General features: G+C 72.4%; 24 protein-coding genes and 1 riboswitch. Of the genes, 14 read left to right on the forward strand and 10 right to left on the reverse strand.

Features of this window, described 5'->3' with window-relative positions; genetic code table 11:
- Positions 1-36 precede the first annotated feature (36 nt).
- A complete protein-coding gene (locus tag CITRI_RS0111940) occupies positions 37-423 on the forward strand; it encodes an MmcQ/YjbR family DNA-binding protein (protein WP_010145060.1) in 387 nt (128 codons plus the stop codon).
- Between the two features lie 65 nt (positions 424-488).
- Here the strand turns inward: CITRI_RS0111940 and CITRI_RS0111945 are convergent, their stop codons facing one another.
- Positions 489-1,454: a serine hydrolase gene (locus CITRI_RS0111945; RefSeq protein WP_010145061.1), complete on the reverse strand. Its 966-nt coding sequence runs from the start codon at positions 1,452-1,454 to the stop codon at positions 489-491.
- 74 nt (positions 1,455-1,528) lie between these two features.
- Here CITRI_RS0111945 and CITRI_RS0111950 point away from each other — a divergent pair, with 74 nt between their 5' ends.
- Entirely contained in the window at positions 1,529-2,878 is a 1,350-nt protein-coding gene (locus CITRI_RS0111950; protein ID WP_010145062.1) for a serine hydrolase, read from the forward strand.
- 33 nt (positions 2,879-2,911) lie between these two features.
- Here the strand turns inward: CITRI_RS0111950 and CITRI_RS0111955 are convergent, their stop codons facing one another.
- From CITRI_RS0111955 to hutU, 5 genes are all read right to left on the reverse strand, one after another.
- On the reverse strand, positions 2,912-3,316 hold the full coding sequence (locus CITRI_RS0111955) for a hypothetical protein (RefSeq protein WP_010145063.1): 405 nt from the start codon (positions 3,314-3,316) through the stop codon (positions 2,912-2,914).
- A gap of 113 nt (positions 3,317-3,429) precedes the next feature.
- The gene (gene hutG, locus CITRI_RS0111960) at positions 3,430-4,587 is read right to left on the reverse strand and encodes a formimidoylglutamase (RefSeq protein ID WP_010145064.1); all 1,158 of its coding nucleotides are present in this window, start codon (positions 4,585-4,587) and stop codon (positions 3,430-3,432) included.
- Positions 4,580-6,175, reverse strand: a complete 1,596-nt coding sequence (gene hutH, locus CITRI_RS0111965; RefSeq protein ID WP_010145066.1) for a histidine ammonia-lyase — start codon at positions 6,173-6,175, stop codon at positions 4,580-4,582. The genes hutG and hutH overlap by 8 nt, the downstream gene beginning before the upstream one ends.
- A complete protein-coding gene (hutI, locus tag CITRI_RS0111970) occupies positions 6,172-7,365 on the reverse strand; it encodes an imidazolonepropionase (RefSeq protein WP_010145067.1) in 1,194 nt (397 codons plus the stop codon). The genes hutH and hutI overlap by 4 nt, the downstream gene beginning before the upstream one ends.
- Positions 7,365-9,089: a urocanate hydratase gene (hutU, locus tag CITRI_RS0111975; protein ID WP_010145068.1), complete on the reverse strand. Its 1,725-nt coding sequence runs from the start codon at positions 9,087-9,089 to the stop codon at positions 7,365-7,367. Before hutU ends, hutI begins: the two co-directional genes overlap by 1 nt.
- A gap of 186 nt (positions 9,090-9,275) precedes the next feature.
- Between hutU and CITRI_RS0111980 the strand changes: the two genes are divergently transcribed.
- From CITRI_RS0111980 to CITRI_RS0111995, 4 genes are all read left to right on the forward strand, one after another.
- Positions 9,276-9,713: a MarR family winged helix-turn-helix transcriptional regulator gene (locus CITRI_RS0111980; protein ID WP_010145069.1), complete on the forward strand. Its 438-nt coding sequence runs from the start codon at positions 9,276-9,278 to the stop codon at positions 9,711-9,713.
- Positions 9,714-9,774: 61 nt separating this feature from the next.
- A complete protein-coding gene (locus CITRI_RS0111985; protein WP_010145070.1) occupies positions 9,775-10,197 on the forward strand; it encodes an organic hydroperoxide resistance protein in 423 nt (140 codons plus the stop codon).
- A complete protein-coding gene (locus tag CITRI_RS0111990) occupies positions 10,197-10,679 on the forward strand; it encodes a glutathione peroxidase (RefSeq protein WP_010145071.1) in 483 nt (160 codons plus the stop codon). The genes CITRI_RS0111985 and CITRI_RS0111990 overlap by 1 nt, the downstream gene beginning before the upstream one ends.
- A 110-nt stretch (positions 10,680-10,789) precedes the next feature.
- The gene (locus CITRI_RS0111995) at positions 10,790-12,901 is read left to right on the forward strand and encodes a BCCT family transporter (protein WP_010145073.1); all 2,112 of its coding nucleotides are present in this window, start codon (positions 10,790-10,792) and stop codon (positions 12,899-12,901) included.
- Between the two features lie 118 nt (positions 12,902-13,019).
- Here the strand turns inward: CITRI_RS0111995 and CITRI_RS0112000 are convergent, their stop codons facing one another.
- Positions 13,020-14,432, reverse strand: a complete 1,413-nt coding sequence (locus CITRI_RS0112000) for an MFS transporter (protein ID WP_010145074.1) — start codon at positions 14,430-14,432, stop codon at positions 13,020-13,022.
- An 18-nt stretch (positions 14,433-14,450) separates the two neighbouring features.
- Positions 14,451-15,515 (reverse strand): MBL fold metallo-hydrolase, encoded by a 1,065-nt coding sequence (locus CITRI_RS0112005; RefSeq protein WP_010145075.1) that lies wholly within the window; start codon positions 15,513-15,515, stop codon positions 14,451-14,453.
- A gap of 101 nt (positions 15,516-15,616) precedes the next feature.
- Between CITRI_RS0112005 and CITRI_RS0112010 the strand changes: the two genes are divergently transcribed.
- The 4 genes from CITRI_RS0112010 (at position 15,617) to CITRI_RS0112025 (ending at position 20,304) form a co-directional block, all read left to right on the forward strand.
- Positions 15,617-16,549, forward strand: a complete 933-nt coding sequence (locus CITRI_RS0112010) for a LysR family transcriptional regulator (protein WP_010145076.1) — start codon at positions 15,617-15,619, stop codon at positions 16,547-16,549.
- 203 nt (positions 16,550-16,752) lie between these two features.
- Positions 16,753-16,908 (forward strand): hypothetical protein, encoded by a 156-nt coding sequence (locus tag CITRI_RS19675; protein ID WP_157998927.1) that lies wholly within the window; start codon positions 16,753-16,755, stop codon positions 16,906-16,908.
- A gap of 189 nt (positions 16,909-17,097) precedes the next feature.
- Complete coding sequence (locus CITRI_RS0112020; protein ID WP_010145078.1) at positions 17,098-19,665, forward strand: ATP-dependent Clp protease ATP-binding subunit; 2,568 nt, start codon at positions 17,098-17,100, stop codon at positions 19,663-19,665.
- 243 nt (positions 19,666-19,908) lie between these two features.
- Positions 19,909-20,304 carry a hypothetical protein gene (locus tag CITRI_RS0112025; protein WP_010145079.1) on the forward strand — a complete coding sequence of 132 codons (396 nt, stop codon included), beginning with the start codon at positions 19,909-19,911 and terminating at the stop codon, positions 20,302-20,304.
- Positions 20,305-20,326: 22 nt separating this feature from the next.
- On the opposite strand, the gene CITRI_RS0112030 is transcribed toward CITRI_RS0112025, so the two are convergent.
- Positions 20,327-21,709: an NAD-dependent succinate-semialdehyde dehydrogenase gene (locus CITRI_RS0112030; RefSeq protein ID WP_010145080.1), complete on the reverse strand. Its 1,383-nt coding sequence runs from the start codon at positions 21,707-21,709 to the stop codon at positions 20,327-20,329.
- Positions 21,710-21,895: 186 nt separating this feature from the next.
- Positions 21,896-21,999, forward strand: a riboswitch (TPP riboswitch).
- 51 nt (positions 22,000-22,050) lie between these two features.
- Here CITRI_RS0112030 and CITRI_RS0112035 point away from each other — a divergent pair.
- The 4 genes from CITRI_RS0112035 to CITRI_RS0112050 are packed head-to-tail and all read left to right on the forward strand — an operon-like array spanning position 22,051 to position 26,448.
- Positions 22,051-23,163 carry a thiamine ABC transporter substrate binding subunit gene (locus CITRI_RS0112035; protein ID WP_010145081.1) on the forward strand — a complete coding sequence of 371 codons (1,113 nt, stop codon included), beginning with the start codon at positions 22,051-22,053 and terminating at the stop codon, positions 23,161-23,163.
- A 31-nt stretch (positions 23,164-23,194) separates the two neighbouring features.
- Positions 23,195-25,003, forward strand: a complete 1,809-nt coding sequence (locus tag CITRI_RS0112040; RefSeq protein ID WP_010145082.1) for an iron ABC transporter permease — start codon at positions 23,195-23,197, stop codon at positions 25,001-25,003.
- Complete coding sequence (locus tag CITRI_RS17590; RefSeq protein WP_010145083.1) at positions 25,003-25,950, forward strand: ABC transporter ATP-binding protein; 948 nt, start codon at positions 25,003-25,005, stop codon at positions 25,948-25,950. The genes CITRI_RS0112040 and CITRI_RS17590 overlap by 1 nt, the downstream gene beginning before the upstream one ends.
- Positions 25,951-25,989: 39 nt before the next feature.
- On the forward strand, positions 25,990-26,448 hold the full coding sequence (locus CITRI_RS0112050; protein WP_050813683.1) for a GNAT family N-acetyltransferase: 459 nt from the start codon (positions 25,990-25,992) through the stop codon (positions 26,446-26,448).
- 26 nt (positions 26,449-26,474) lie between these two features.
- Here CITRI_RS0112050 and CITRI_RS20270 read toward each other — a convergent pair whose 3' ends face one another.
- On the reverse strand, positions 26,475-26,735 hold the full coding sequence (locus CITRI_RS20270) for a hypothetical protein (RefSeq protein ID WP_010145086.1): 261 nt from the start codon (positions 26,733-26,735) through the stop codon (positions 26,475-26,477).
- Positions 26,736-26,969 lie beyond the last annotated feature (234 nt).

Below are 26,969 nucleotides of genomic sequence, written 5' to 3' on the forward strand. Positions count from 1 at the left end.
TCAGGCGGAGGGACGACGTCCGGCAGGAGGGATGCCGTGAACGGCACTGAGCTGCAGGACAGCGCGCGGGAGATGGCCGAGGAGTTGCCCGCGTCCACCGTGGGCCACCCCTTCGGCCCCGAGCACGAGGTCTACAAGGTCAGGGGCAAGGTCTTCATGCTGCTGACGGACGTGGTGGGCGCGCCCGTCGTGACCCTGAAGGCCGAGCCGGAGGACTCCACGGCGCTGCGCGCGGCCCACGAGGAGATCACGCCGGGTTACCACATGAACAAGCGGCACTGGATCACGATCGGTCCGGGCGAGACCGTGGACAGGACCCTCGTGCGGGAACTGGTCATCGACTCCTACCGGCTCGTGGTGGCCGGGCTGCCGCGTGCCGAGCGTCCCGTGGACCCCGACACCTTCGGGGCCGCGCCGGCGTAGACCCGGCGGCCCTCCGGGCATCCGGGCATCCGGGCATCCGGGCATCCGGGCATCCGGCCCGATGGTCAGGCGGTCACGAGCGGTGAGACCGCGTCCTGCACGGCCAGGCCGACCGCGGCGAACGCCTCGAAGACGGCGTTGCGCCCGGGCAGCCCGTCCGGCAACCGGGTGGGGATCGACTCGGCGAACACCGCGAGCGCGGCCAGCGGCGTGCCGTCCCCGTCCAGCGCGAGGCCCACCTGGGACAGCGAGCGCAGTCCGCGGCCGTTCTTCTCGGCGAAGCCGATCCGCCCGGTGGCGGCCCCCAGCCGCGGGGTGTGGATGCCCCGCATGAGCTCCACGGCGTACCGGCAGTCCTCGGGGGTCAGCTGCAACGCGGCCGCGGCCTCCTCGTCCGAGACTCCCCGGGCGAGCGAGGCCAGCAGGTGGCACTGGTCCGCCGCCGTGGTGACGGTGATGGCGTCCAGCGGGTGGGACCAGGTCAGGTCGCCGGTGCGCGGGAACGTCTCGCGGTGCCAGGTGGCGCCCATCCCGGCCCAGGCGCAGTAGTCGTTGACGTACTGCAGCGCGGCCTCCTCCGCGGAGGTCCCGGGCAGGACGGGGTCGACCGCGGAGCCGATCGCCTCGAACACCAGTTGCGTGCAGATGTTGTCACTGGTCGCCATCATCTGCACCAGGCAGTCGCGCAGGCTCAGCTCGATCCCGGCCGAGAGGTTGCGCATGATCCCGGCCTGCACCCCGTCCTTGAGGTCCTCTGTGACGGTCAGCCGCCGGTCCAGGTCGAGCCGCCCGGCGCGCACGAGGGCGAGGGCCGCGCAGAGCACGCCCACCTTGCGCGTGGAGAAGGAGGGGACCACGACGTCGGCGCCGCTCGAGAGCGTGAGGCCCTCCGCCGGCGTCGGGAGGCCGCCGGCGGGTGCGGTCCGCGCGGCCCCCGGCGCGGGTCCCAGCAGGCGGACCTGGTAGTGCAGGGCGAAGGGAGCGGTGTCGGCCAGGGCGGTGAGACGGCGCTCCAGCGCGGTCGGTTCCATGGGTCCATCTTAAGAAGTTGTCCACGTCACACATCCTCCGTACCGTGGAGGCACACCAACGAGAGGAACGCGTCATGCGTCGTCGTCCGGCCGCCCTCGTCGCGGCCAGTGCACTGGTCGTCGGGATCTCCGCGGGCGGGATGGCTCCGGCCGCCGCCGTGCAGGCGAGTGCGGAGGACGCCGGTCAGGGACCGCCGACGTCCCAGGGCCAGCCGTTCCTGGACCGGCTGGACCTGCAGGAGCGCCTGGAGCAGCGGGACCGCCCGGAGCAACAGCGTCTGGCGCCCGAGGTTGAGGTGCCCAGGCCCACGCACGGGGACGGGGACCGCGAGTCCCGGCAGCTCGAGCGCGCACTGGACCGGGCCGCCCAGGGGTTGGTCGAGGACGGCGCCGTCGGCGTGACGGCCCGCGTGGACTCCCCGGACTTCTCCTGGCGTGGCTCGGCCGGGCACCGGGAGATCGACCGCAGGCCGCAGGCGCGGCCGCAGGACCGGTTCCGCGTCGGCAGCATCACCAAGGCCATGGTCGCCACGGTGGCCCTGCAGGAGATCGAACGGGGGAACCTGGCGCTGGACACCGAGGTCGAGGACATCGTCCCCGGCCTGTTCCCCGGCCAGCCGGACGTCACCGTGGAGCACCTGCTCAGCCACCGGTCCGGCGCCCAGACCGCGTCGGTGGACCTGATCGCCACGCGCATGACGGACCTGTCCGACTGGAACCAGTTCATCGCCGCACTCGGCGAGGACTACACGCCGCAGGACCACCTGGACGTCGTCAACGCACTGCCCTGGCTGTTCGCACCGGGCGCCGACTTCAGCTACTCCAACGCGGGCTACGTGGCCCTCGGCGTGGTGCTCGAGGAGGTGACCGGTGAGGACCTCGGGGACCTGCTGGAGGACCGGGTGTTCGACGAGGCAGGGATGCACCACAGCTCCTTCCCGGACGAGTCCCGGCGCGGCGGGCGGTTCCTCACCGGCGCCATGTGGACGGGTGGGACCGACGTCGGCGGTGTCGGCTGGCAGTCCCTGAGCGGGTTCGACCCGGACGTCTTCGACGCGGCCGGTGCCGTGGTCAGCACCACCCGGGACCTGAACCGCTTCGCGGAGGCGCTGACCTCCGGCGAGCTGGTCCACGAGGACCTGGTGGAGGAGATGGTCACCCCGCGGACCGGGGACGTCGGCGGGTACGGGCTGGGGATCTACCGCCTGCCGGATCCCTGCACCGGGCCGGGTGAGGCGCCGCAGTGGATCTACGGTCATGACGGGCTGACCTTCGGGACCGCGGCCCTGGTGTTCTCCTCCGCCGACGGCACCCGGCAGGTCTCCCTCGGCGCCACGGGCCGGGACATGACCAGCGCCCAACCCCTGACCTATGACGTCAACGAGCTGCTGCTGCCGATGCTGGAGGCGACGTGCGAGTCCTGAGGAGCCGCCCGTGGCCGGGACGTCACCTGCGGGTCAGTCGTCGCACTCCGTCTCGAAGGTGAGTCCGCTGCCCGGGTCGTAGTGGACCAGCAGCACCTCATCGGGCGCGGAGCCCTGACTGATCAGGTCGGCGCGATAGTCGAAGGTGTAGTCACCCAGGGCGAAGACCTCACTGTGGCTCTCCTCGAGGACGTACTCGTCGCCCTGGTCGCCGACCGCCGTGCCCCGGGCATCGCCCTCGACGCTGATCGACCAGTCTGCCTGGATCTCGTAGGCCGCGTGGAGGGTCCCCTCCCCCCGGATGGTTCCCCCCTCGCAGTCGTCGACGGTGAAGGAGAACGGTTCGACGCGCTCGGTGGCGGCGTTCGCGGCACCGGCCGGGGCCAGCAGGCTCAGGAAGAGGGTGGCGGGGACAAGGGTTCGGAGGACTGCACGCATGATGACCTACCTAGGACACGGCTGAAGGGCTCTGTGGATGGAGGACGTGCATCGCGAGGGCATGCACGGACGGGGCAGGATCACTGCCGTCTCACCGCGGTTGAGAAGCCACCCTAGGACCGCGGCCGCGGGAAGCGGAAGGGATCAGCGCCCCGTGCCGTGGCCCCGGCTGCGTGGGCTCGCCCCGGCTCGGGCTGGTCATCCGGCCCCGGTGCCCGCTGTGCGGCCGCGGCGTGGACCACGGTCGTGATCAGCCGGGCGGCCGTCCGGGCCGTGCGGCCGTCGACGTCGAACCGCGGATTGAGCTCGACGACGTCCAGCACCGCCGTCCTGCCGCTGGCGGCCACCTGCCGGCAGACGGCATGGATGACGTGGACCGGCACGCCGAACCCGGCCGGGGCGCTCACCCCGGGGGCGACGGCGGCCGGCAACACGTCCAGGTCGACGCTCAGGTGGATGACGTCGGCCCGGTCCAGCACGTCATCGACGAACGCCGCCACGCGCTCCGGCCGGTCCATACAGTCCTCGTCGGTGAGGTGGTGCGCCCCGAGGCGCTCGGCGGTGTCGAACAGCGCGCGGGTGTTGTTCGGCGGGCTGATGCCGAGCACCGCGTAGCCGAAGGGGCGCCCGGCGGCGGCCTCGGCCTCGGCGATCTGCCGGAACGGTGTTCCGGAGGTGGCCCGGTCCGCGGCCCGCAGGTCGAAGTGCGCGTCGAGGTTCAGGATCCCGAGCCGGCCGCCGGCCCCGCGAGACGTGGGAGCCTCACCGGACGAGGCGGCCAGACGGGACGAGGCAGACAGGCGGGACGAGGCGGCCAGGCCCAGGTAGCTGCCGTAGGCCGCCTCGTGGCCGCCCCCGAGCACGACGACCAGCCGGTGGTCCTCCAGCAGCCGCGCCACCCGGTGGCCCAGCTCCTCCTGGGCGGACTCGAGGTCCTCGCCGGCCACGGTGACGTCACCGGCGTCGTGGAGGCCGAACTCGCCGTGCACCGCCAGGGGGGCGAGGGCCCGGCGCAACGCCGCCGGGCCGGCGGCCGCGCCGGGCCGTCCGTGGTTGCGGCGGACGCCCTCGTCACTGGCGAAGCCGATGAGGGCGGTCGTCGCCGACACCCCGGAAAGGTTCGAGCCACCGGGCGGGCCCGGCACCTCAGACGGGTGGACGGCCCCCGGCCCGCGCACCACGTCGTGCCAGCGCCGGTGTTCCGGCCCCGGGCCGTCGGAGCGACCGGACCACGCCTCACCCCGCGCGTCCGGAGCCGGTCCCTCAGGCATGTCCCCCGTCCCCCTCCCGGTCCGGCCAGACCCGCGGCGCCCAGTCGGTCAGTGTGTGGCCGAGGTCCATGGCCTCGGCCGCGGCGGCCACGACCGCCCCGCTGGTGACCAGCTCGACCACCGCGGCCAGGTCCGGGGACAGGAACCGGTCCGGCCCGGGCCCGGGCACCCTGCCGCGCACCAGCCGCAGGAGTGCCCCGGTGACCGGTGCCGGCGCGGCCCCGCGCAGCTCGAGGGCGCGGGTGGCCGCGTAGAGCTCGACGCCGAGCACGGCGGCCAGGTTCTCGAGGGCCGTGCGCAGCTTCCGTCCGGCGTGCCAGCCCATGGACGCGTGGTCCTCCTGCATCGCCGAGCTGGGGATCGAGTCCACGCTGGCCGGCACCGCCAGCCGCTTGGTCTCGGCGACCATCGCGGCCTGCGTGTAGTGCGCGATCATCAGCCCCGAGTCCACGCCCGGGTCGTCCGCCAGGAACGGGGGCAGGCCCTGGTTCCGGGCGACGTCCATCAGCCGGTCCGTCCGCCGCTCGGCGATCGAGGCCACGTCGGCCGCCACGATGGCCAGGAAGTCCAGGGCGTGGGCCAGCGGGGCGCCGTGGAAGTTCCCGTTCGAGGAGACGGACCCGTCGTCGAGCACCACCGGGTTGTCGATCGCGGCCCGGAGCTCGCGCCCGGCCACCTGCTCGGCGAAGGCCAGGGTGTCCCGGGCGGCGCCGGTCACCTGCGGGGCGCAGCGCAGCGAATAGGCGTCCTGCACCAGGTGGTCGGACTCCCGGTGCGAGGCCACGATGGCCGAACCCCTCAGGGCGGCGAACATGTTGGCCCCGCTGGTCGTCTGCCCCTCGTAGGGGCGCAGGGGCCCCAGCACCTCCGGCCGGAACACCTGGTCGGTGCTCAGCAACGCCTCCACGCTCGCCGCGGCGGACAGGTCCGCCACCGTCAGCAGGTTCTCCAGGTCGTCCAGCGCCAGGACCAGCATGCCCAGCATCCCGTCCGTGCCGTTGACCAGCGCCAGGCCCTCCTTCTCCTCGAGCCGCACCGGGGTGATCCCGGCGTCCGCCAGGGCGCCGGCGGCAGGGACGGCCCGGTCCTCGGCGTCCAGGACCTCGCCCTCACCCGTCAGCACCAGGGCGCACGCCGCGAGCGGCGCCAGGTCCCCCGAGCACCCGAGCGAGCCGTACTCGCGGACCACCGGGGTGATCCCGGCGTTGAGGACCGCCACGTAGCCGGTCAGCGTCTCGGGCCGCACGCCGGTCCGGCCGGTGGCCATGGTGCGGGCCCGCAACAGCATCAGCGCGCGCACCACCTCCCGCTCCACCGGCCGGCCCATCCCGGCGGCGTGCGAGCGGACCAGGGACCGCTGCAGCCGGCCGCGCAGCGCACCGGGGATGTGCCGCTGGGCCAGGGCCCCGAACCCGGTGGAGACCCCGTAGACGGGGCGTGCGGCCCCGGCGAGCCGGTCGACGTGCTGCCGGGCCGCCCGGACCCGGTCGAGCGTGGCGGCGCCGATCCTCACCGGCGCCCCGTACCGGGCCACGGCAACGACGTCACGCAGGCTCAGGGCGTCCGGGTCCAGCTCGATCGGCGTCACGGGAAGTCCTGCCCCGCCGCGATCAGGCGACCGCCCCGGTACACCCGCCGGACGAGGTCGACCCCGGGCCGGTAGGCCAGGTACCGGTGGCTGGGCGCGTCCAGGACGATGAAGTCGGCGCGGGCGCCGGCGGTGAGGCGGCCGACGTCGGGCCGGCGCAGGGCGGCCGCTCCCCCGGCGGTCGCGGCCCACACCGCCTGGTCCACGGTGAAGTGCATGTCCCGCACGGCCACGGCGATGCAGAAGGGCATGCTGCTGGTGAAGCTCGAGCCGGGGTTGCAGTCGGTGGCCAGGGCGAGGGTGACGCCGGCGGCGAGGTAGCGGCGGGCGTCCGGGTAGGGCTGGCGGGTGCAGAACTCGGCGCCGGGCAGCAGGGTCACCACGGTGCCGGCGTCCGCCAGGGCGGCCAGGTCGGCCTCGGAGGCGAACGTGGCGTGATCGGCCGAGGCACAGCCCAGGCGCGCGGCAAGCTGCAGCGCGCCGCCGCCGGTGAGCTGGTTCGCGTGCAGCCGGGGCATCATCCCGTGCTCCCGGCCGGCCGTGAGCACGCGGGCGCACTGGGCCTCGGTGAAGGCCCCCGCCTCGCAGAACGCGTCGACCCACCGGGCCCGGCCGGCCGCCGCCGGGATGATCCGCTCGACCACCAGGTCGACATAGCCCTCGGGATCGTCGCGGTACTCCGGCGGGACCACGTGGGCGGCCAGCAGGGTGGAGTCCTCCGTGTGCCGGTTGATGATGCCCAGGGCGCGCAGTTCCTCCTCCAGGCTCAGCCCGTACCCGGTCTTGACCTCCACCGTGGTGGTGCCGGAGCGCTCGGCCTGCCGGAGCAGGCCGACGAGGTTCTCCTCGAGCTCTGCCGTGCCGGCCGCCCGGGTGGCGGCCACCGTGGCGGTGATGCCGCCGGCCGTGTAGGGCTGACCGGCCATGCGGGCGGCGAACTCCGCCGAGCGGTCCCCGGCGAACACGAGGTGGGTGTGGCTGTCGACGAACCCCGGCAGGACCGCACCGCCGCCGGCGCTGATGCCCTCCTCTGCCAGGGCCGCCTCGATCGGGGCCTCGGCGGCCGGACCGGCCCAGCGGACCCGGCCGTCCTCGAGGAGCAGGGTGGCGTCGGTGACGATGCCCAGCAGGCCGGGGGCGCCGGCATCGTTGGTCACCAGCTCGGCGATGTCCGTCACGACGGTGCGCATCAGGTCCCGTTCCCGCCGGGCTCCCCGGGCCGGACGGGTGCATCGGGACCCTCGGCCATCGGGATCCGCACCCCGCGTTCGGCGGCGACCTCCCGCGCCCGGTCGTAACCGGCGTCCACGTGGCGCATCACGCCCGTGGCGGGGTCGTTGGTCAGCAGCCGTTCCAGCTTCCGGGCGGCCAGCTCGGTCCCGTCGGCCACGCAGACCTGGCCGGCGTGGATCGACCGGCCCATCCCCACGCCGCCGCCCTGGTGGATGGACACCCAGGTGGCGCCCGAGGAGGTGTTGACGAGGGCGTTGAGCAGCGGCCAGTCGGCCACGGCGTCGGTGCCGTCCAGCATCCCCTCGGTCTCCCGGTAGGGGCTGGCCACCGACCCGGAATCGAGGTGGTCGCGGCCGATGACGATCGGGGCCGAGACCCTGCCCTCGGCCACGAGGCGGTTGAACAGCAGCCCGGCCCGGGCCCGCTCGCCGTAGCCCAACCAGCAGATCCGGGCGGGCAGCCCCTGGAACTCGACGTGCTCGGCGGCGGCCCGCAGCCACCGGTGCAGGTCCGCGTGGTCCGGGAACAGCTCCATCAGGGCACGGTCCGTGACGGCGATGTCGGCCGGGTCTCCGGACAGCGCCACCCACCGGAACGGGCCGCGCCCCTCGCAGAACTGCGGGCGGATATAGGCCTTCACGAAGCCGGGGAAGGCGAAGGCGCGGTCGTACCCGGCCGTGCGGGCCTCGTCGCGGATCGAGTTGCCGTAGTCGAAGACCTCTGCGCCGCGGTCGGCGAACCCGACCATCGCCTCCACGTGGCGGGCCATCGACTCCCGCGCCCGCCGGGTGAACTTCTCCGCGTCCTGCGCGGCCTCGGCCCGCCAGGAGTCGACGTCCACGCCCACCGGCAGGTAGGACAGCGGGTCGTGGGCGGAGGTCTGGTCGGTGACGACGTCGGCCGGGAGCCTCCGGTCCAGCAGCTCGGGCAGCACCTCGGCAGCGTTGCCGACCAGCCCGACCGACAGGGCCCGCCCCTCCGCCCGGGCGGCCAGGACACGGTGCACGGCGGTGTCCAGGTCCGGGGCGATCTCGTCCAGGTAACGCTGGTCCCGGCGGCGGCGCAGCCGGGCCGCGTCGACGTCGACGATGAGGCAGGCTCCCCCGTTGAGGGTCACGGCCAGCGGTTGCGCCCCGCCCATCCCGCCGCAGCCGGCGGTGAGGGTCAGGGTGCCCGCCAGCGTCCCGCCGAAGCGCTTGCGGGCGACGGCGGCGAAGGTCTCGAAGGTGCCCTGCAGGATGCCCTGGGTGCCGATGTAGATCCAGGACCCGGCCGTCATCTGGCCGTACATCATCAGCCCCTCGGTCTCGAGGGCCCGGAAGTGCTCCCAGGTGGCCCAGTCCCCGACGAGGTTGGAGTTGGCGATGAGCACCCGCGGGGCCCATTCGTGGGTGGTGAGCACCCCCACCGGCTTGCCCGACTGGACGAGCAGGGTCTCGTCCGCTCCGAGGGTGTCGAGCGTGCGCACGATCGCGTCGAAGGCCTCCCAGGACCGCGCGGCCCGGCCCGTTCCGCCGTAGACGACCAGGTCCTCGGGGCGCTCGGCCACCTCGGGGTCCAGGTTGTTCATGAGCATCCGCTTGGCCGCCTCGGTCTGCCAGGACCGGGCGGTGATCCGCGTCCCGCGCGGGGCGCGCACGACCCGCGGGCCCGACGCCGGCGGCGTGTGATGGGTGGCCACGGCTCCTCCTCGGGGATGAGGCGTTACACCCTCATGGTGGCGGAGGACGGCGGCGCCGGGAACAGCCGGGGCCCCGGAGGCGTGGAGGAACCGGGGGCACCGGTGGCCGGACCAGTGACCACACTGGTGGCCGCGCCTCACTCCCAAAACATTGTGCTCAATTGAATTGTGCGCAATACTTTAGGCATGAGCACCGCCGCGACACCGAACCTGCACCTCGAGGACCAGGTCTGCTTCGCCCTGTACTCGGCCGCCCGCGCGGCCCAGCAGGCCTACCGCCCCCTGCTGGACGAGCTCGGCCTGACCTACCCGCAGTACCTCGTGCTGCTCGTGCTCTGGGAGCAGGACGGGCTGACCGTCACGGCCCTGGGCGAGCGCCTGCACCTGGACAGCGGCACGCTCTCTCCCCTGCTGCGCCGGCTGGAGGCCCACGGGTTCATCGCCCGCGAACGCGCCGACGTCGACTCCCGCCGGGTGCTCGTCAGCCTGACCCCCGCCGGTGATGCCCTGCGGGAGCGGGCGGCGGACGTCCAGCGGTGCCTGCTGGAGGCGGTCACGCTGGCTCCCGCGGAACTCCTGGCGCTGCGGGACCTGTCCCGGCGCTTCGTGGGCCCCGAAGCCTGAGGCCCCCTCACCCACCCGATTCACCCGATCCACCCCCGATCCACCCACTGAAGGAGACCCCATGAAGACGATCTACACCGCAGAGGCCCTGGCCACCGGCGGCGGCCGCGACGGCCACACCCGGACCGCCGACGGCACCCTGAGCCTGGACCTGGCCGCGCCGAAGGAGATGGGCGGCACCGGCAACGGCGCGAATCCCGAGCAGCTGTTCGCCGCCGGCTACGCGGCCTGCTTCCACTCCGCCCTGCAGATGGTGGCCCGCCAGGCCAAGAAGAACCTCGGCGAGTCCAGCGTCGGGGCCCGGGTGGGCATCGGCCCCAACGACGCCGGTGGGTTCGGCCTCGAGGTGACCCTCGAGGTGGTCATCCCCGATCTCCCGCGGGACGAGGCCCAGGAGCTGGCCGATGCGGCCCACCAGGTCTGCCCGTACTCCAACGCCACCCGCGGCAACATCGACGTCCACGTCACGGTGGTGCAGGACTGATGAGCACCCTGCACGACTTCACGGCCCGCACCGCCGCGGGCACCGACCAGCCGCTGTCCGAGTACGCCGGGCAGGTGGCCGTCGTGGTCAACACCGCGAGCAAGTGCGGCCTGACCCCGCAATTCGAGGGGCTGCAGGAGCTCTACGCGCAGTACAGGGACCGCGGGCTGGTGGTGCTGGGCTTCCCCTGCAACCAGTTCGCCCACCAGGAGCCGGGCACGGATGCCGAGGCCAGCGAGTTCTGCCAGCTGAACTACGGGGTGGACTTCCCCATGTTCGCCAAGGTCGAGGTCAACGGCTCCGGCGCCCATCCACTGTTCGGCTGGCTGCGTCAGGAGACCTCCGGCCTGCTGGGGGACGCGATCAAGTGGAACTTCACGAAGTTCCTCATCGGCCGGGACGGCCGCGTGATCGAGCGCTTCGCCCCCACGACGGCGCCCGGCAGGATGCGCGGCGCGATCGAGGAGGCGCTGGGGGAATAGGCTCCCGGGGAGGCCACGTGGGCCGGATCACGGTGCCCGGATGGTGACCGAGCAGGACTGTTAGCCTCACCGGGTCCCTGATCCGTCCATCCCGCCCCGAAAGGCGACACATGTCCTCCCCCGTTCCCGGGCCGCCCCACACGCTGTCCGACGACTCGAGCGCCGGCACCCCGGCCACGCCCCGCGCGAAGATCCTCAAGCCGGTCTTCATCCCCGCGGCGTTGATCATCATCGGCCTCGTCGTGGCCTCGATCGTCTTCGCCAACGTGGCCGGCGACGCCCTCACCGAGGCGACGACCGAGCTCAACGAGGCCATCACGAGCGGCGTCGGCTGGTGGTACGTCATCGCCGTGAACGCCTTCCTGGTGTTCGTGCTGTACTGCGCGATCTCCAAGGTGGGACGCATCCGGCTGGGCCGGGACGACGAACGCCCCGAGTTCGGCCTGCTGTCCTGGTTCCTCATGCTGTTCAGCGCCGGCATGGGCATCGGCCTGGTGTTCTTCGGCGTGGCCGAGCCGCTGTGGAACTACGTGGCACCGCCCGGTGCCTTCGGGAACGAGCCACTGTCCACGGACGCCGCCCGCGAGTCCGTGGGCCTGATGATGCTCCAGTGGGGCCTGCACCCCTGGGGGATCTACGCCGTCGTCGGCCTGGGGCTGGCGTACATGTCCTTCCGCCGCGGCCGCCCGATGTCCGTGCGCTGGCTGGTGGAGCCGCTGATCGGCCGCCAGCGCGTGGAGGGCTGGATCGGCCACGTCATCGACGTCATCGCGATCGTCGGGACACTGTTCGGCGTGGCCACCTCCTTCGGCTTCGGCGTCAGCCAGGTGGTCGACGGGATCGAGTTCTACGGCTGGATGGAGCGCTCCCCCGCGCTGGTCATCGGGCTCATCGCCGTGGTGACCCTCATCGCCACGTGGTCCGTGGTCTCCGGGGTGCACAAGGGCCTGAAGTGGCTGTCCAACCTGAACATGTCCCTGGCCGCCGTCCTGGCGCTGCTCGTGTTCGTCCTGGGCCCGACGATCTTCCTGCTGCAGTCCATCCCCGAGAACCTGGGCCAGTACCTGAGCCAGCTGCCGCAGACCGCCCTGCACGTCGGGCCGTTCTCCGAGGACAACTGGGAGGGCATCTGGACCATCGCCTACTGGGGCTGGTGGACGTCGTGGGCGCCCTTCGTGGGCATGTTCATCGCGCGCATCTCGCGCGGACGCACCATCCGCGAGTTCGTCGTGGGCGTCCTGCTGGCGCCCACCCTGGTGAGCCTGGTCTGGTTCACGATCTTCGGCAACACCGGCATCCTGTACCAGCAGACGGGCCGGGAGATCACGGTGGCGGACGCGGAGACCGGTGAGCAGACGGTGAACAGCACCACCGCCCTGTTCCAGCTGTTCGACCACTTCCCGGCCGGCATGTTCCTGGGCATCCTGGCCATGGTCGTGGTGATCTTCTTCTTCGTCACCTCCTCCGACTCGGGATCCCTGGTGATCGACATGATGGCCCACGGCGGAGCGACGTCCACCCCGGTCGTGACGCGCGTGTTCTGGTCCGTCCTGGTGGGCGTGGCCGCGGCGGCCCTGCTCGTGGCCGGCGGCGACGTGGCCATGACGGCCCTGCAGACGCTGGCCGTGTCCACGGCGGCACCGTTCTCGGTGATCCTGGTGATCGCGTGCATCTCGCTGCTGCGGGCCTTCCGGCACGAGACACTGTCCATGCCGCAGCACATCGAGGTCATCCTGCCGGAGGGCGAGGCGGCGCCCCAGACCCCGACGACGGCCGGCGCGGTCGCTCCGGCGGGTGCGGCGCCGGCGGGAGCGCCCCGGCGGGACGAGGCCGTCGGGCGGCTGGGGGCAGCCGCCGTGGACGCGGCCAAGCCGCACCGTTACGGCCGGGAGGTGTTCCGCGGCCTGGGCGGGGCGTCGATGTCCCTCAGCGGCCTGGCCACCGTGGTGCCCACCCCCGGCGACGAGCCGGACAAGCACATCATCTCCTACCGCCGGGTGCGGCCCAGCGAGATCACGGTCAACCCGCAGACGGGGGCCGCCGAGCTCGCGGACACCGCCGGCGATCCCCTGGCCGGCGAGACCTTCGACACCCCGGAGTTCGAGTCCTCCCAGGAATACCTGGACCAGGGCGGGCACCGCGATCCTGCCCTCGAGGAGACGGGCGCGGACCTCGCGTCCGAGGACGATGACGCGGCCCGGGACGCCCCCATGGGACGCTGACCGACCGGGCCACCGAGCCCACCGCGCTCCGCTGACACGACGGCGGCGGCACCCCTGGGGTGCCGCCGCCGTCGTCGTGTCCCCGGCCGGCCCCGCGGGCACGGCCGGGGACCGGGGCTCAGGAACGGACCACGGTGGCCTCGGCCGGCGCGGCGGCAGGAGCGGTGACCTCCGAACCGGCGGCGACGGTGGGTCCGTCCAGTTCCTGGATGTCCTCCGTCGAGCGGTCACGGGCTGCCAGCAGGGACACCAGGCTCATGGCCGAGAAGGCCATCCACAGGCAGGCCACCAGCCACAGGGATCCGCCGCCGGCCATGACCAGGGCCGTGGCGATCATCGGGGTGAAACCGGCACCCAGCGTGGAGGCCAGCTGATAGCCGATCGAGGTGCCGGAGTAGCGCACCGAGGTGGGGAACAGCTCGCCGACGAAGGCGCCGTACGGCCCCGAGGTGAAGCCCTGGATCACGGACAGGCCCAGGAAGATCGCCAGCATGAAGGCCACGGTGGATCCCATCTCCAACAGGGACATCACCGGGAAGGCGAGTGCGATGGCGGCCAGGTTGCCCCAGATGAGCACCTTGCGCCGGCCCAGGCGGTCGGAGAGCCGGGAGGCGATGATGATCATCAGGATGGTGGCCACGCCGCCGAGGGCCTTGATGTTGAGCACCTCGGTCTGGGCCAGCACGGCCTGCTGGACCGCGAAGGAGATGGCCCACGCACCCATCAGGCCCTGCGCCATCTGTCCGGACAGGCCCGAGCCGATGGCGATCAGCAGGGACTTGGGGTGTTCGCGGAACAGTTCCGCGGCGGGGACGGGGCGCTTCTTGGCCTCCACGGCCGTGGAGAGCTCCTGGAAGACGCGGGACTCGGAGACCTTCATGCGGATGAAGATCGCCAGGCCCATCAGCACGGCCGACAGGATGAACGGCACGCGCCAGCCCCAGTTGAGGAACTGGTCCTGCGGCAGCATGGACATCAGGGAGAGCATCAGCGTGCCGACGATCGTGCCGGCGGGGGCGCCCATGTAGGCGAAGGACGCGGCGAACCCGCGGGACTCCTTCTTGGAGTTCTCGAAGGCCAGCAGCATCGCCCCGCCCCACTCCCCGCCGACGGCGATGCCCTGCGCCAGGCGCAGGGTCACCAGCAGGATCGGCGCCCAGACGCCGATCTGCTCGGAGGTGGGCAGCAGGCCGATGAGGGTGGAGGCGATGCCCATGATCAGGACCGTGCCGATCAGGATGGCCTTGCGTCCGATGCGGTCACCCAGGTGGCCGAACAGGAGGCCGCCGAGCGGACGGGCGACGTAGCCGGCGGCGAGGGTGCCGAAGGAGACGAAGAGGGCCGCAGCGGGGTCGAGACCGGAGAAGAACACCTGGTTGAAGACGATCCCTGCCGCCGTGGCGTAGAGGATGAAGTCGTAGTACTCCACGGCGGTGCCCAGGAAGCTCGAGAAGAGGATCCTGCGCATGTCCCGCGGAGAGGCGTGGTAGGTGCCCGTCGGCGTCGCCGGGGTGGGTGGTTGAGTCGTCATGGATGTCCTCGGTTCCTGTCAGAGGCTGAGCGTAGTGGTGCCGACGGCCTGCAGCGACGGCGTGTCGCCGGTGCCGCCGAAGGGGATGACGTCGAGGTCCTCGGGGATACTGAGGGGGCCGTCGAACGTGGTGCGGGCCTCGTCCCAGGCCTCGGGCGGTGAGTAGCTGGGGACGAGGTGGTGGAGTGCCAGGTGCCCGACGCCGGCCGCGGCGGCGATGCTGCCGGCCTCGGCCGCCGTGGTGTGGGCGCGGCGATGGTGGTCCATGGTGGCCTGCATCATCTCGGCGTCCGTGTACTGCGCCTGCAGGATGTCCAGGTTGATGGCCTCGTGCAGCAGCAGGCTCGCTCCCCGGGCCAGGCGCACCATGTTGGCGCAGGGGGCGGTGTCCCCCGAGATCACGACCGAACCGGCTGCGGTGTCGAACCGGAAGGCGTAGGCCGGGGCAGTGGGGTGGTGGGAGACGAGGATGGCGCTGACGGTGACGTTCTCGTCCCGGAAGACCTCGATCGGCTCCATCTCCGGGGCGACGTCGGAGTCCGGGTCGAAGCCCAGGTCCGCCGGCAGCTCGATCTCGCGGGGCTCGAACTGCTCGGCCGGGCTCTTGGCCAGGGAGTCGAAGATGCGGTCGTTGCAGTCCGTGGCGTAGGCGGCCAGGAGGCCGTGGACCAGTCCGTCGACCCCGGGGGTGGGCCGCTCCGGGGCGATGGGCGTCGGCACGGAGGCGGCTCGGGGGGACAACGGCGGCAGCTTACCGCGGTCACCCGGCCCGATGACGGGGATGGTCCCGGCGGGTGCGTTCTTCAGCTCGAACGCCCCGAAGAGCAACAGGGACGGCAGGTCCACCGTGTGGTCCGAGTGCATGTGGGTGATGAAGATCCCGCCCAGGTCGGCCATGCGCAGTCCGGCGGCCGCGGCCTGGCGGCCGGCGCCCTGGCCGCAGTCGACGAGGTACCACGTCTCGTTCACCACGACGGCGGTGGCGATCCCGAAGCGGGGCTGGCCCTGGTGGTCGTTCCACCACCTCGGCCCGCCGGCCGTGCCGAGGGTGACCACGTAGGGCCGGTCCATGTGCTGCTCCACGTTGACTCCTGACTGGGGGTGATGGGGCTCACATCCGAGCCTCGTGGCGCGCATCACATTTGTCTAGCTAAGATAACTAGTGAGAGTCATAAGGAGCACTGATGAGTGAGCTGACCCTGCGTCAACTGGAGTACTTCGCCGCCATCGCGGAGACCCGGTCGATCACGGAGGCGGCCAGGCGGTGCCACGTCTCCCAGGCGGCCGTCAGCCTGGCGCTGGCCCAGCTGGAACAGGCCGTGGGCGCCTCGCTGGCCATCCGGCGTCGGGGCCGCGGCATCGCCCTGACCGCGGAGGGGCAGGTCGTCGCCGCCCGCGCCCGGCAGGTGGTCGATCAGGTCGCGGACATCGGCTCCGCCGTGGAGGGGGCGCACGGCCGGCTCTCCGGCCGGTTGACCGTGGGGGTGTTCAGGACCCTGGCCCCGCACGTCATCCCTCCCCTGCTGGACTGGTTCACCAGCCGGCACCCGGCCGTGGAACTGGACTTCATCGAGGCGGCCGGTCCCGAGGTGCAACAACTCATGCTGGCGGGCGTGGCCCAGCTCAGCGTGATCTACGAGGCCCAGGCGCTGCCGGACTGCGCCACCGAGGTGCTCCAGGAGGCGCGCCGGCGGGCCGTGCTGAGCCCCGAGCACCCACTGTCCGACCGGGAGGCCGTGAGCCTGGAGGAACTGGCCCCCTACCCGGTCATGCTGATGAGCGAGGAGCCGGCCCTGCAGCGCACCCTGGCCGAGTATGCCAAGGCCGGAGTGGAGCCGAATGTGCGCTGCCGGTCGGCGAGCGTGGGGGCCATCCACAACGTCGTGGGCCGCAACCTCGCCTACTCCCTGTTGATGCAGCCGGCGGTGGCCAGCCCGGAGGGCAGACCACTGGTTTTCCGTCCCCTGAGGGGAAACGTCCGGACGAACTCCGTGGTGGCCGCCCTTCCGATCGGGGTGACCCGCAGCGCGCTGGTCACGGAGGCGATCACCGCCCTGCACGCGCACTGGGGGACCGCCGCCCCGGAGGACCGGGAAGCGCCCCCGCCCCCTGGGTAGCGCCTCGTCGCGGGGTGTTTCCGGGACCGTCGACAGGTCGGAACGGCACCCGTTTAGGACCGGTTGCGTCTCATCCGGCGTGTCGCCCGGCGTGGCGTTTTCCCGCCCCCGGGGACGCGTGTAATGTCCTGCCCAATGCCCGCTCTGGGCAGGACCAGAGGCCATATCTTGGCCGGTTCAGATCCCACTCATGGAGGACGCTCATGTCCGCTTTCCTGCCCTCCTTCACTCCCGCCTGCCGGACCGCGCTGACCGGTTCGCCGAGCACCGACGTCGCCGCGTTCTGGGCGATCACCGGCGTCGTCACGCTCGCCGCGGCCGCCGGCGTCGTCGAGGTCATCATGCACATGATGGGGTAGACCGACTGACGGAATGATCTCTTGAGCACGGCCCCCGACGATCCTCGCCGGGGGCCGTGCCGTATCTTGAGCCGCCTCGACTCAACTTTCTTGACCTCCGCGCGGTGATTCGGGAACATTTCCAAGAGCACCCGCGTTACTTGAGCTGAACACACTCAACTCTCGCTGAGCATGTCTCGAGGAGGACCAATGCCCGCATTCTTCGGCCCCGCCGGCTCCCACGGCGATTCCTTCGACGAATTCTTCACCCGCTACCTGCAGGGTCAGCGGGTGGGCCGTCAGGGACGCCCCGTCGACATCACCCGCCTGCTGAGCAAGCGGACCCACGACGTCATCGCCGCCGCCGCGCGGTTCGCCGTCGAACGCGGCCAGACCGAGGTCGACGCCCTGCACGTCCTGCGCACCATGCTCGGCGAGGATCCGGCCGCCGCCGGCGTCCGCTCCTCCGGCGCCGACCCCCAGGCCCTCATCGCGGCCGTGGACGAGCGCCTGCCCGCCCCCGTCGAGGGCAAGGAGGAGACGTCCGCGGCGCTGAATGCCTCGGCGCAAAAGGTCCTGCTGGACGGCTATCAGGTGGCCCGCGCCTTCGGCTCCACGTACATCGACCCGGAGCACGTGTTCTTCGCCTTCGTGCTCAACCAGGACTCCCCCGCCGGGCACCTGCTGGCCCAGGCCGGTGTCACCCCCCAGTCGCTGCAGGCCGCCGCCCAGCAGCAGGCCCAGCACGCCCAGCCGGGACAGGGGCCGGGTGAGGGCCAGGGCGAGACCGGCGCCGAGGGATCCGTGCTGGAGAAGTTCGGCCTCGACCTGACCGAGGAGGCCCGCGCCGGCCGGCTGGACCCGGTGATCGGCCGCGAGGACGAGATCGAGCAAACCATCGAGGTCCTGGCCCGCCGAACCAAGAACAATCCTGTGCTGATCGGCGAAGCCGGCGTCGGCAAGACCGCCATCGTCGAGGGCCTGGCCCAGGCCATCGCCGACGACGAGGTGCCCGCCCAGCTCAGGGGCCGGCGCGTCATCACGCTGGACCTGGCCGGCATGGTCGCCGGCACCCGCTACCGCGGCGACTTCGAGGAGCGGCTCACCACCGCGATGGATGAGATCGCCGAGGACGGCAACACCATCGTGTTCATCGACGAGCTGCACACTGTCGTCGGCGCTGGGGGTTCCGGGGAGTCCGGCGGCATGGACGCCGGCAACATCCTCAAGCCGCGGCTGGCCCGCGGGGACCTGCACATGGTCGGCGCCACCACGCTCAAGGAGTACCGCAAGATCGAGAAGGACGCCGCCCTGGAGCGCCGCTTCCAGCCGGTCACCGTCCCGGAGCCCTCCGTGGAGGACACCGTGCAGATCCTGACCGGACTGGCCGGCCGCTACGCGGACCACCACCAGGTGACGTACACGGACGAGGCGCTGCGCGCCGCCGTCGTGCTCTCCGACCGGTACATCACCGACCGGTTCCTGCCGGACAAGGCGATCGACCTGATCGACCAGGCCGGGGCGCGGTTGTCGCTGCGGCGCGGCCCGGTCGAGGACGGCGCGCCAGTGGACGTCGACGCGCTGCGCGCCACGCTCGCCGGGTTGGAGGCCGAGAAGAACTCCGCCGTCAACGCCGAGAACTACGAGCGTGCCGGCGAGCTCCGCGACGAGGTCAACCGGATCAGCGAGCAACTGGCCGAGGCCGCCGCACGGCAGAACGCGGGCCAGACCGGTGACGTCGTCGACGAGGGCGCCATCGCCGAGATGGTCTCCCGCGCCACCGGCATCCCGGCCGCGCGGATGACCGAGGCCGAGAAGTCGCGCCTGGCCCGGCTCGAGGATGAGCTGCACCACCGGGTGGTCGGCCAGGACGACGCGGTCACCGCGATCGCCCGGTCCGTCCGCCGGTCCCGGACCGGGATGTCCGACCCGTCGCGGCCGGTCGGGTCCTTCCTGTTCCTGGGTCCCACCGGGGTCGGCAAGACCGAGCTGGCCAAGGCGCTGGCACAGTCGCTGTTCGACGACGAGCACGCCATGGTCCGGTTCGACATGTCCGAGTTCGGCGAGCGCCACACGGTCTCGCGCCTGGTCGGTGCCCCTCCGGGGTACGTCGGCTATGACGAGGCCGGGCAGCTGACCGAGCAGGTCCGGCGCCGCCCGTACTCGGTGATCCTGCTCGACGAGATCGAGAAGGCCCACCCGGACGTGTTCAACCTGCTGCTGCAGGTGCTCGACGACGGCCGGCTCACCGACGGCCAGGGCCGCACCGTGGACTTCCGCAACACGGTGCTGATCATGACCTCGAACCTCGGTTCCGAGTTCCTGTCCTCGGGCGGGACGTCCCTGGGGTTCGCCTCCGCCGACGCGGCGGCCGCCCAGCGGGACGTGCGCCAGAAGGTGATGGGCCGGGTGAAGGAGTTCATGCGGCCGGAGTTCCTGAACCGGATCGACGAGACGGTGCTGTTCTCCCCGCTCTCGGCGGCGCAGCTGCGCGAGATCGTGGGACTGCAGCTGCGGGCCTCCGAGGCCCGGCTCGCCGCCCAGGGCATCGCGCTCGAGGTCGACGACGCCGCCCGCGACTGGATCGCCGAGGCCGGGTACGAACCGGCCTACGGTGCGCGCCCGCTGCGCCGGGTCATCCAGCGTGAGCTGGACGACCGGGTGGCTGACCTGCTGGTCTCCGAGGCCGTGGCCGAGGGGGACGCGGTGCGGGTGACCGTCGAGGACGGCCGGCTGCGCGCGACGCCGGTGCGCACGCCGGAGGCGCTGGCGGCCTGAGCCGCGGCCGGCGCGTCGTGCTCCCGGGTGGCGCCCCGCGCACCGTGCTCTCGGGTCACGGTCACGCCGCGCGGTGGGACACGCCGGTGTAACCCACGCGCGCCGTGATCATGACTGCCGAGACCGGGGTGTTCGTCGACTCGCGTCAGCGAACACCCCGGGCGCGTGCCGGACGGCGCCGGTCCCCGGCACGCTCACCGGGGCAGCCCCCAGTTCACGGTCGGTTGAGACTAGCCTTGAAGCGTGAACGGCCTCGAGGACCTCGCCGTCGCCGCAGACGTGCTCGCCTGGGTCAGCCCGGGGATCGGGCTGCCCCTGTTCGTGCTGGGCATGCTCCTGCGTTCCACCGACCGCGGGTTCGTCCCCACGCAGATCGTCATCATGGGCCAGCCGCACCAGCCCCGGGCACGGTGGTTCACCGCCGAGGACATCTACGAACGCCGTCTCCGTGCCCCGGAACGCGCCCGCCTGGGCGGCAGGGACCACGCCCTGGCCTACGTGAGCCCGGACAAGCCCACGCTGATGAGCCTGGGGCGTCGCCGGCCCATCACCAGCGTGTGCCTGTCCCTGGGGGCGACCCTGATCGTCATCGGGGTGGGCGGGCTCGTGCTCTCCCTCATCCGGGCCTTCACCCTCTGAGGACCCGCCCACCCCGCCCGGGTCAGCCCTTGGCGGCGGCGGTGCGGCGCAACCGGGTGTTGACGAACTCGCCCATCCCCCAGCGGCCGAGCTCGCGGCCGAAGCCCGAGCGCTTGACACCGCCGAAGGGCAGGCCGGGCAGCGTGGTGCCGTGCTCGTTGACGTAGGCCATGCCCACCTCGAGGCCGTCCGCGACCTCCTGGGCGCGATCGATGTCCTGGCTCCAGACGGATCCACTGAGGCCGAAGCTCACGTCGTTGGCGAGTTCGAGCGCCTCCTCCACGGAGTCCACGCCGTAGACCACGGCCACCGGTCCGAAGATCTCCTCCGAGTAGGCGTCCATCTCCGGGGTGACCCCGGTCAGCACGGCCGGGGCCATGAAGGCGCCCTCGCCGTCCAGCGGCTGGCCGCCGGTGTGCAGGGTCGCCCCCTGGTCCACGGCCTTCTGCACCTGCTGGACCACCGTGTCCCGTGCCGTGACGGAGGACAGTGGCCCGACGGCGGTGCCCTCCTGGGTGGGATCGCCCACCGCGGCCTTCTCGAAGGTGGACACGACGGTGGCGACGAACTGGTCGAGCTTGTCGTTCGGCACGATCATGCGCTTGGGCGAGTTGCAGGCCTGGCCGGCGTTGGAGAGCCGCCCCTTCGCTGCCGTCCTGGCCGTCGACTCGACGTCGACGTCGTCCAACACGATCATCGCGTCCGAGCCGCCGAGTTCCAGCACGGCCTTCTTGAGGTTCTCGGCCGCGGTCTTGGCGACGGCAGTGCCGGCGCGCTCCGAACCGGTGAGCGAGACGCCCTGCACGCGCGGGTCGGCGATCATCGTGGCGACCTGCTCGTTGGTGGCGTAGACGTTGATGTAGGCGTCCTGAGGGACCCCGGCCTCGTGCAGGATCTGCTCCATCACCGCGGAGGACGCGGCGCAGATGGGGGCGTGCTTGAGGATGATCGTGTTGCCGGCCATCAGGTTCGGCGCGGCGAACCGGGCCACCTGGTAGTACGGGTAATTCCACGGCATGATGCCCACGAGCGACCCGAGCGGCGTGGTCTGCACGATCGACTCGACGGCGCCCTGCGGGTCCAGGGTCTCCGTCTCCAGCAGTTCGGGCCCGTGGTCGGCGTACCACTGGTAGATCTTGCCGGCCAGCTTGGCCTCGCCGATGGCCTGGGGCAGCGGCTTGCCCATCTCGGTGGCTATCAGCCGGCCCAGTTCCTCGGCACGGTCGCGGTAGGCCTGGGCCACGTCGGCCAGCACCTTCGCCCGGTCCTGTGGGGAGGTCGACCGCCAGCCGTCGTGGGCGGCATGGGAGCGGGCCAGGATCCCCTCGACCTCGCCGTCCTGCAGGGTGGGGAACTCGCGCTCGATCTGTCCGGTGGTCGGGTTCGTGGTGGTGTACTTGCTCATCCGTCCACCCTAGGGACCGGTGGGGTGCGGGCAAAAGGGGTCCGCTCCACGCGGACATGACCATCCCCCGAGGTGGGCCTTCTCCCGCGGGCGCGCCGCTCAGGGGGATCCGCGTGGATCCCCTCGTGCTGCCGCGACGGCCCGGTCACGAGATGACCCCGCCCGACCCCCGGCACTAGACTGAAGGTTCAACGACAGGGGAGCGCCAGGCCGGCGCTGAGAGTGCGCACACCGCAGACCCTCGAACCTGCCCGGTTAGCACCGGCGAAGGAAGTCGAGCTTTCTCTCCTCGGGTCGGCGCACCCGCCGCCCCGTCCCCTCCAGAGGTATTGGAGGAACTCATGCACCACCTTTCCGCAGCGCCCACCAGCAGACACCGTGCCCGTGGCGCCCTCGCGGCCCTGGGCATCGCCGCGCTGGCCCTGACCGGCTGCTCGGTCGCGGACCAGTCCGGCGCGGGCAACGGCACGACGCCGGCCACCACCGACGGCGCGAGCGGCGCCTCGGGAGCCGGCACCGGTGGCACCGTGACCGTGATGACCCACGACTCCTTCAACATCACCGAGGAGCAGATCGCCGCCTTCGAGCAGGAGTCCGGCTACGAGCTCACCACCACCGCCCCGGGCGACGCCGGCACCCTGGTCAACCAGTTGATCCTGTCCAAGGACAATCCCACCGTGGACGCGGTCTACGGCATCGACAACCTCTCGGCCCAGCGCGTCATCGACGAGGGCATCGTCGCCGAGTACGCCTCCGGGGCACTGCCGGAGTCCGCCCAGGACCTGGTCGTCCAGGACCGGCTGACCCCCATCGACCAGGGCCAGGTCTGCGTCAACGTGGACGGGGAATGGTTCACGGAGAACGACCTCGCCGCGCCGACCACCCTGGAGGACCTGGCCCGGCCCGAGTACGCGAAGCTGTTCGTCACCACCAACCCGGTCACCTCCTCCCCCGGCCTGGCCTTCCTGGCCGCCACCGTCACCGAGAAGGGCGAGGACGGCTGGCAGGACTACTGGCAGCGGCTGCTCGCAGGCGGCACCAAGGTCGCCGCCGGCTGGTCGGACGCCTACTACTCCGACTTCTCCGCCGGCGAGGGCCAGGGTGCCTACCCGCTGGTGCTCAGCTACTCGTCCTCCCCCGCCTTCGCCCCGGCCACCGGGGTCGTCGAGGACACCTGCACCACCCAGGTCGAGTACGCCGGCGTCGTCGAGGGCGCGAAGAACCCGGAGGGCGCGCGGGCGTTCATCGACTTCCTGCTCGCCGAGGACTTCCAGGCCTCGCTGCCGGAGAACATGTTCATGTACCCGGTGGACGAGTCCCTCGAGCTGCCGGCCGAGTGGGCGCAGAACGCCACCCTCGCTGAGGACCCGATCGAGGCGGACCTGCGGCAGATCGCCGAGAAGCGCGAGACCTGGCGCGAGGACTGGAACGCGCTCTACGAGGCAGCGAGCTGATCGGCCTGCCCCGCCGGACAGGACGCGACGGATGAGCCTGGTCCCGGGAGACCCGGCCCTGGTCCCGACGCCGGCCCCCACCCGGGTGCCGGCGCCCGGTCAGGCCCCGGACACCGGAACCGCCCTGCCGGGCGGTGACCGAGCCGACGTCGTGCCCGGACGGTGGAGGCGTGCCGCCGGCCCGGTGGGCCGGGGGCTGGTGTGGGCGGTGGTCGCCGCCGTCCCGCTGGCGTTCCTGGCGGTGTTCTTCCTGTGGCCCGTCGGGTCGATGCTGGCCCGCGGCGTGACGGACGCCGCCGGGCAGCTCGACCTCAGCGCGTTCGCCGAGGTGCTGGCCGAGTCGCGCACGTGGCGGCTCGTGGGGCAGACGCTGGGACTGGCCGTGGCCGGAACGCTGGGATCGCTGCTGCTGGGGTTGCCCGGGGCGTACGTCCTGTACCGGTGCCGGTTCCCCGGGCGGAACCTGCTGCGCGGGTTGTCCACGGTGCCCTTCGTGCTGCCGACGGTGGTGGTGGGCACCGCGTTCCGGGCCCTGCTGGCCGAGAACGGGCCGCTGGGGTTCCTGGGGCTGGACCAGACGCTCACGGCCGTCGTGCTGGCGATGGTGTTCTTCAACTTCTCGGTGGTGGTGCGCCAGGTCGGGGCCCTGTGGTCCACGCTGGACCCGCGCACCGGGGAGGCCGCCCGGATGCTCGGGGCCTCTCCGTGGCGGACGTTCGTGACCGTCACCGTCCCGGCGCTGGGGCCGGCGATCGCCTCGGCCGGGTCGCTGGTGTTCCTGTTCTGCTCCACGGCGTTCGGGATCGTGCAGACCCTGGGCCGGCCGGGCGTGGGCACCCTGGAGACCGAGATCTACATCCAGACGACGGCGTTCCTGGACCTGCGCACGGCGGCGGTGTTCTCCACGCTGCAGTTCGTGGTGGTGATCCTGGCGGTGACGCTGGCGAACCGGTTCCGCGCCGGGACGGAGACGGCACTGCGGTTGCGCGAGCCGACGTCCCACCCGCTGCGGCGCGGTGACGCGGTGCCGTTCGCGGTGACGATGCTGACCGTGGTGCTGCTGATCGCCGCGCCGATCGTGGCGCTGGTGGCGCGGTCCTTCCAGTCCTCCCAGGGGTGGGGGCTGCGCAACTACGAGCTCCTCGGTTCCAGCGCCGGGTCCGGGTTCGCCGGCGGGACCACGGTGCTGCAGGCCCTGGAGCACTCGGTGAAGATCGCCCTGGACGCCACGGTCATCACGCTGGTGGTCGGGGTGCCGCTGGCGCTGCTGCTGACCCGGCCGGTGCGCTCGCGGTGGGCGGCGCGGGCCCAGCGGTTGTTCGACGCGGCGATCATGCTGCCGCTGGGGGTGTCCGCGGTGACGGTGGGCTTCGGGTTCGTGGTGTCCCTCGTGGCCTCCGCCCCGCAGTTGGCGTACTCGGGGGCGCTGGTGCCGCTGGCCCAGGCCGTGGTCGCGCTGCCGCTCGTCGTCCGCTCGCTGGTGCCGGTGCTGCGGGCCGTGGACCCGCGGCTGCGGGAGGCCGCGGCCGTGCTGGGTGCCCCTCCCGGGCGGGTGCTGCGGACCGTGGACGGGCCGTTCCTGGTGCGCGGGCTCGGGCTGGCCGCAGGGTTCGCGTTCGCGGTGTCCCTGGGCGAGTTCGGGGCGACGACGTTCCTGGCCTCCCCCGACTACCAGACCCTGCCGGTGCTCATCGTGCGCCTGCTGGGCCGGCCCGGGGAGGACAACTACGGGATGGCGATGGCCGGGTCGGTGATCCTGGCGGTGCTGACCGCGACGGTGATGCTGGTGTGTGAGCGGTTGCGCCCGCGGGGCGCGGCCGGGACGGGAGCGGGGTTCTGATGGGTGTCGAGACAGAGCGGGCGCTGGTGTGCGAGGGCGTGTCCGTGGCCTACCCGAACGGGTTCGTGGCGGTGCAGGACGTGGACCTGGCCGTCGACGCCGGCGAGATCGTCGCGCTGCTGGGCGCCTCGGGCTCGGGCAAGTCGACGCTGCTGCGCGGGATCGCCGGGCTGGAGAGGGTGTCCGCCGGAACCGTGTGGATGCGCGGCCGGCGGATGAACCAGGTGCCCGTGCACGAACGTGAGTGCGGGATGGTGTTCCAGGACGGGCAGCTGTTCCCGCACCGGTCGGTGGCCCGGAACATCGGCTACGGATTGGAGACCTCGGGGCTGAGCCGGGCCGAGCGGCGGGCACGCGTGGACGAGATGCTGAGGCTCGTGGGACTGGAGGGCTACGGGAACCGCGCCGTGCAGACGCTCTCCGGCGGCCAGGCCCAGCGCGTGGCCCTGGCCCGGTCCCTGGCGACCCGGCCGCGGCTGCTGCTGCTGGACGAGCCGCTGTCCGCCCTGGACCGGGCGCTGCGCGAACGCCTGGCCGTGGACCTGCGCAGGATCCTGACGAGCACGGGGACGACCGCCGTGTACGTGACCCATGACCACGCCGAGGCCTTCACCGTGGCGGACCGGATCGCCGTGATGGGCGAGGGCCGGGTGCTGACGGTGGGGACGCGGGCGGAACTCCTCGGTGTCGCGGAGGGCGCGGCGGACTCCCCCGGGGGCAGTACCAGGACGACAGCGGGGGCCGGGTCCGCGGATGGCCGGTCCGCGCTGGCCCCGGACGCGGGTGCCGCCGGAGTGGCCGAGGTGCTCGGCAGCCGCGGGCGACTGCTCGGGGTGGTGCTGCGCCCCACGGACGCCGGCGCCGTCGTCGAACTGCTCGCCACCGAGGTGGAGGTGCCCGGCCTGCGGGCCGAGCCCGGTGCCGAGGTGCTGTTGCGGGTGGGGTGACGTGACGGCCCGGTGGCCGCGCCCGACTACGCTGACCACGTGCCCTTTGCCCTGGAGACCCGTGATGCCGGCAGCATCACGGCCGTCGAGCTCTACGCCCTGCTGCGCCTGCGGACCGATGTGTTCGTCGTGGAGCAGGACTGCCCCTACCCCGAGCTCGACGGCCGGGACCTGCACGAGGGCACCCTGCACGTCTGGGCCCACGAGGGCGGCGACGTGCTCGGGACGATCCGCGTCCTGGACGTCCACGGCACCACCCCGGCCATCGGTCGCGTGGCCACCGCCCCGGTGGCGCGGGGCCGCGGCGTCGCCGGCCGGTTGATCCGCCATGGCATCAGCCTGTGCCGGCCGGACGCCGTCATCCACCTGCACGCCCAGGCACACCTGGAGGGCTGGTACGAAGGCTTCGGCTTCCGGCGCGCGGGAGATCCCTACGACGAGGATGGGATCCCGCACGTGCCCATGTGGCGCATCCCCGCCAACGGCTCGGGACTATAGACGGACCAGAGGAGTGGCAGCGCCGGTCAGTCCGCGGTCACGGCGGCGCGGCCACCGCGCCCGGCCCGGCCGGTGAGCCAGGTCAGCGGCAGCAGCAGGATCAGGGCCAGGAATCCGGCCAGCACGACGGTGACCACCGCGGCGGAGTCCCCGAAGTTCGCCACGGCCACCAGCGTGGCCACGCCCATGTTGCGCTGGGAGGCGGAGATGCCCACGATCGGGCCGACCCCGGGCTTCATGGTCCCCAGAGCCCACCCGGCCGCAAGGTTGGCCAGGGTGAACAGCACGATGGCCAGGTGTTCCCGGACGCCGTGGGCCTGCGCCCGGACTGACGGGAGAACCTGAGGGAGACCGGGCTCGGCGCGAACTTCTGGACGGTCGCCGACGAGGGCCGGCTCGAGCTGACCGGCGAGGTCACCCCGTGGATCCACAACGTGCTGCGCGGCTTCGCCCGGATGCCGTTGCGGTTGGTGCCGAACAACTGACACCCGGCGTCGCCCGACGAGAAGGCCGCACTCCCC

This window comes from Citricoccus sp. CH26A (assembly GCF_000224415.1).
GTDB lineage: Bacteria > Actinomycetota > Actinomycetes > Actinomycetales > Micrococcaceae > Citricoccus.

Excerpts from the sequence above, each read along its gene's own strand:
- CITRI_RS0111945 (WP_010145061.1), bottom strand. The coding sequence starts at position 1,454 with ATGGAACCGACCGCGCTGGAGCGCCGTCTCACCGCCCTGGCCGACACC.
- CITRI_RS0111950 (WP_010145062.1), top strand. The coding sequence starts at position 1,529 with ATGCGTCGTCGTCCGGCCGCCCTCGTCGCGGCCAGTGCACTGGTCGTC.
- CITRI_RS0111955 (WP_010145063.1), bottom strand. The coding sequence starts at position 3,316 with ATGCGTGCAGTCCTCCGAACCCTTGTCCCCGCCACCCTCTTCCTGAGC.
- hutG (WP_010145064.1), bottom strand. The coding sequence starts at position 4,587 with ATGCCTGAGGGACCGGCTCCGGACGCGCGGGGTGAGGCGTGGTCCGGT.
- hutI (WP_010145067.1), bottom strand. The coding sequence starts at position 7,365 with ATGCGCACCGTCGTGACGGACATCGCCGAGCTGGTGACCAACGATGCC.
- CITRI_RS0111980 (WP_010145069.1), top strand. The coding sequence starts at position 9,276 with ATGAGCACCGCCGCGACACCGAACCTGCACCTCGAGGACCAGGTCTGC.
- CITRI_RS0111985 (WP_010145070.1), top strand. The coding sequence starts at position 9,775 with ATGAAGACGATCTACACCGCAGAGGCCCTGGCCACCGGCGGCGGCCGC.
- CITRI_RS0111990 (WP_010145071.1), top strand. The coding sequence starts at position 10,197 with ATGAGCACCCTGCACGACTTCACGGCCCGCACCGCCGCGGGCACCGAC.
- CITRI_RS0111995 (WP_010145073.1), top strand. The coding sequence starts at position 10,790 with ATGTCCTCCCCCGTTCCCGGGCCGCCCCACACGCTGTCCGACGACTCG.
- CITRI_RS0112000 (WP_010145074.1), bottom strand. The coding sequence starts at position 14,432 with ATGACGACTCAACCACCCACCCCGGCGACGCCGACGGGCACCTACCAC.
- CITRI_RS0112010 (WP_010145076.1), top strand. The coding sequence starts at position 15,617 with ATGAGTGAGCTGACCCTGCGTCAACTGGAGTACTTCGCCGCCATCGCG.
- CITRI_RS19675 (WP_157998927.1), top strand. The coding sequence starts at position 16,753 with ATGTCCGCTTTCCTGCCCTCCTTCACTCCCGCCTGCCGGACCGCGCTG.
- CITRI_RS0112020 (WP_010145078.1), top strand. The coding sequence starts at position 17,098 with ATGCCCGCATTCTTCGGCCCCGCCGGCTCCCACGGCGATTCCTTCGAC.
- CITRI_RS0112030 (WP_010145080.1), bottom strand. The coding sequence starts at position 21,709 with ATGAGCAAGTACACCACCACGAACCCGACCACCGGACAGATCGAGCGC.
- CITRI_RS0112035 (WP_010145081.1), top strand. The coding sequence starts at position 22,051 with ATGCACCACCTTTCCGCAGCGCCCACCAGCAGACACCGTGCCCGTGGC.
- CITRI_RS0112040 (WP_010145082.1), top strand. The coding sequence starts at position 23,195 with ATGAGCCTGGTCCCGGGAGACCCGGCCCTGGTCCCGACGCCGGCCCCC.
- CITRI_RS17590 (WP_010145083.1), top strand. The coding sequence starts at position 25,003 with ATGGGTGTCGAGACAGAGCGGGCGCTGGTGTGCGAGGGCGTGTCCGTG.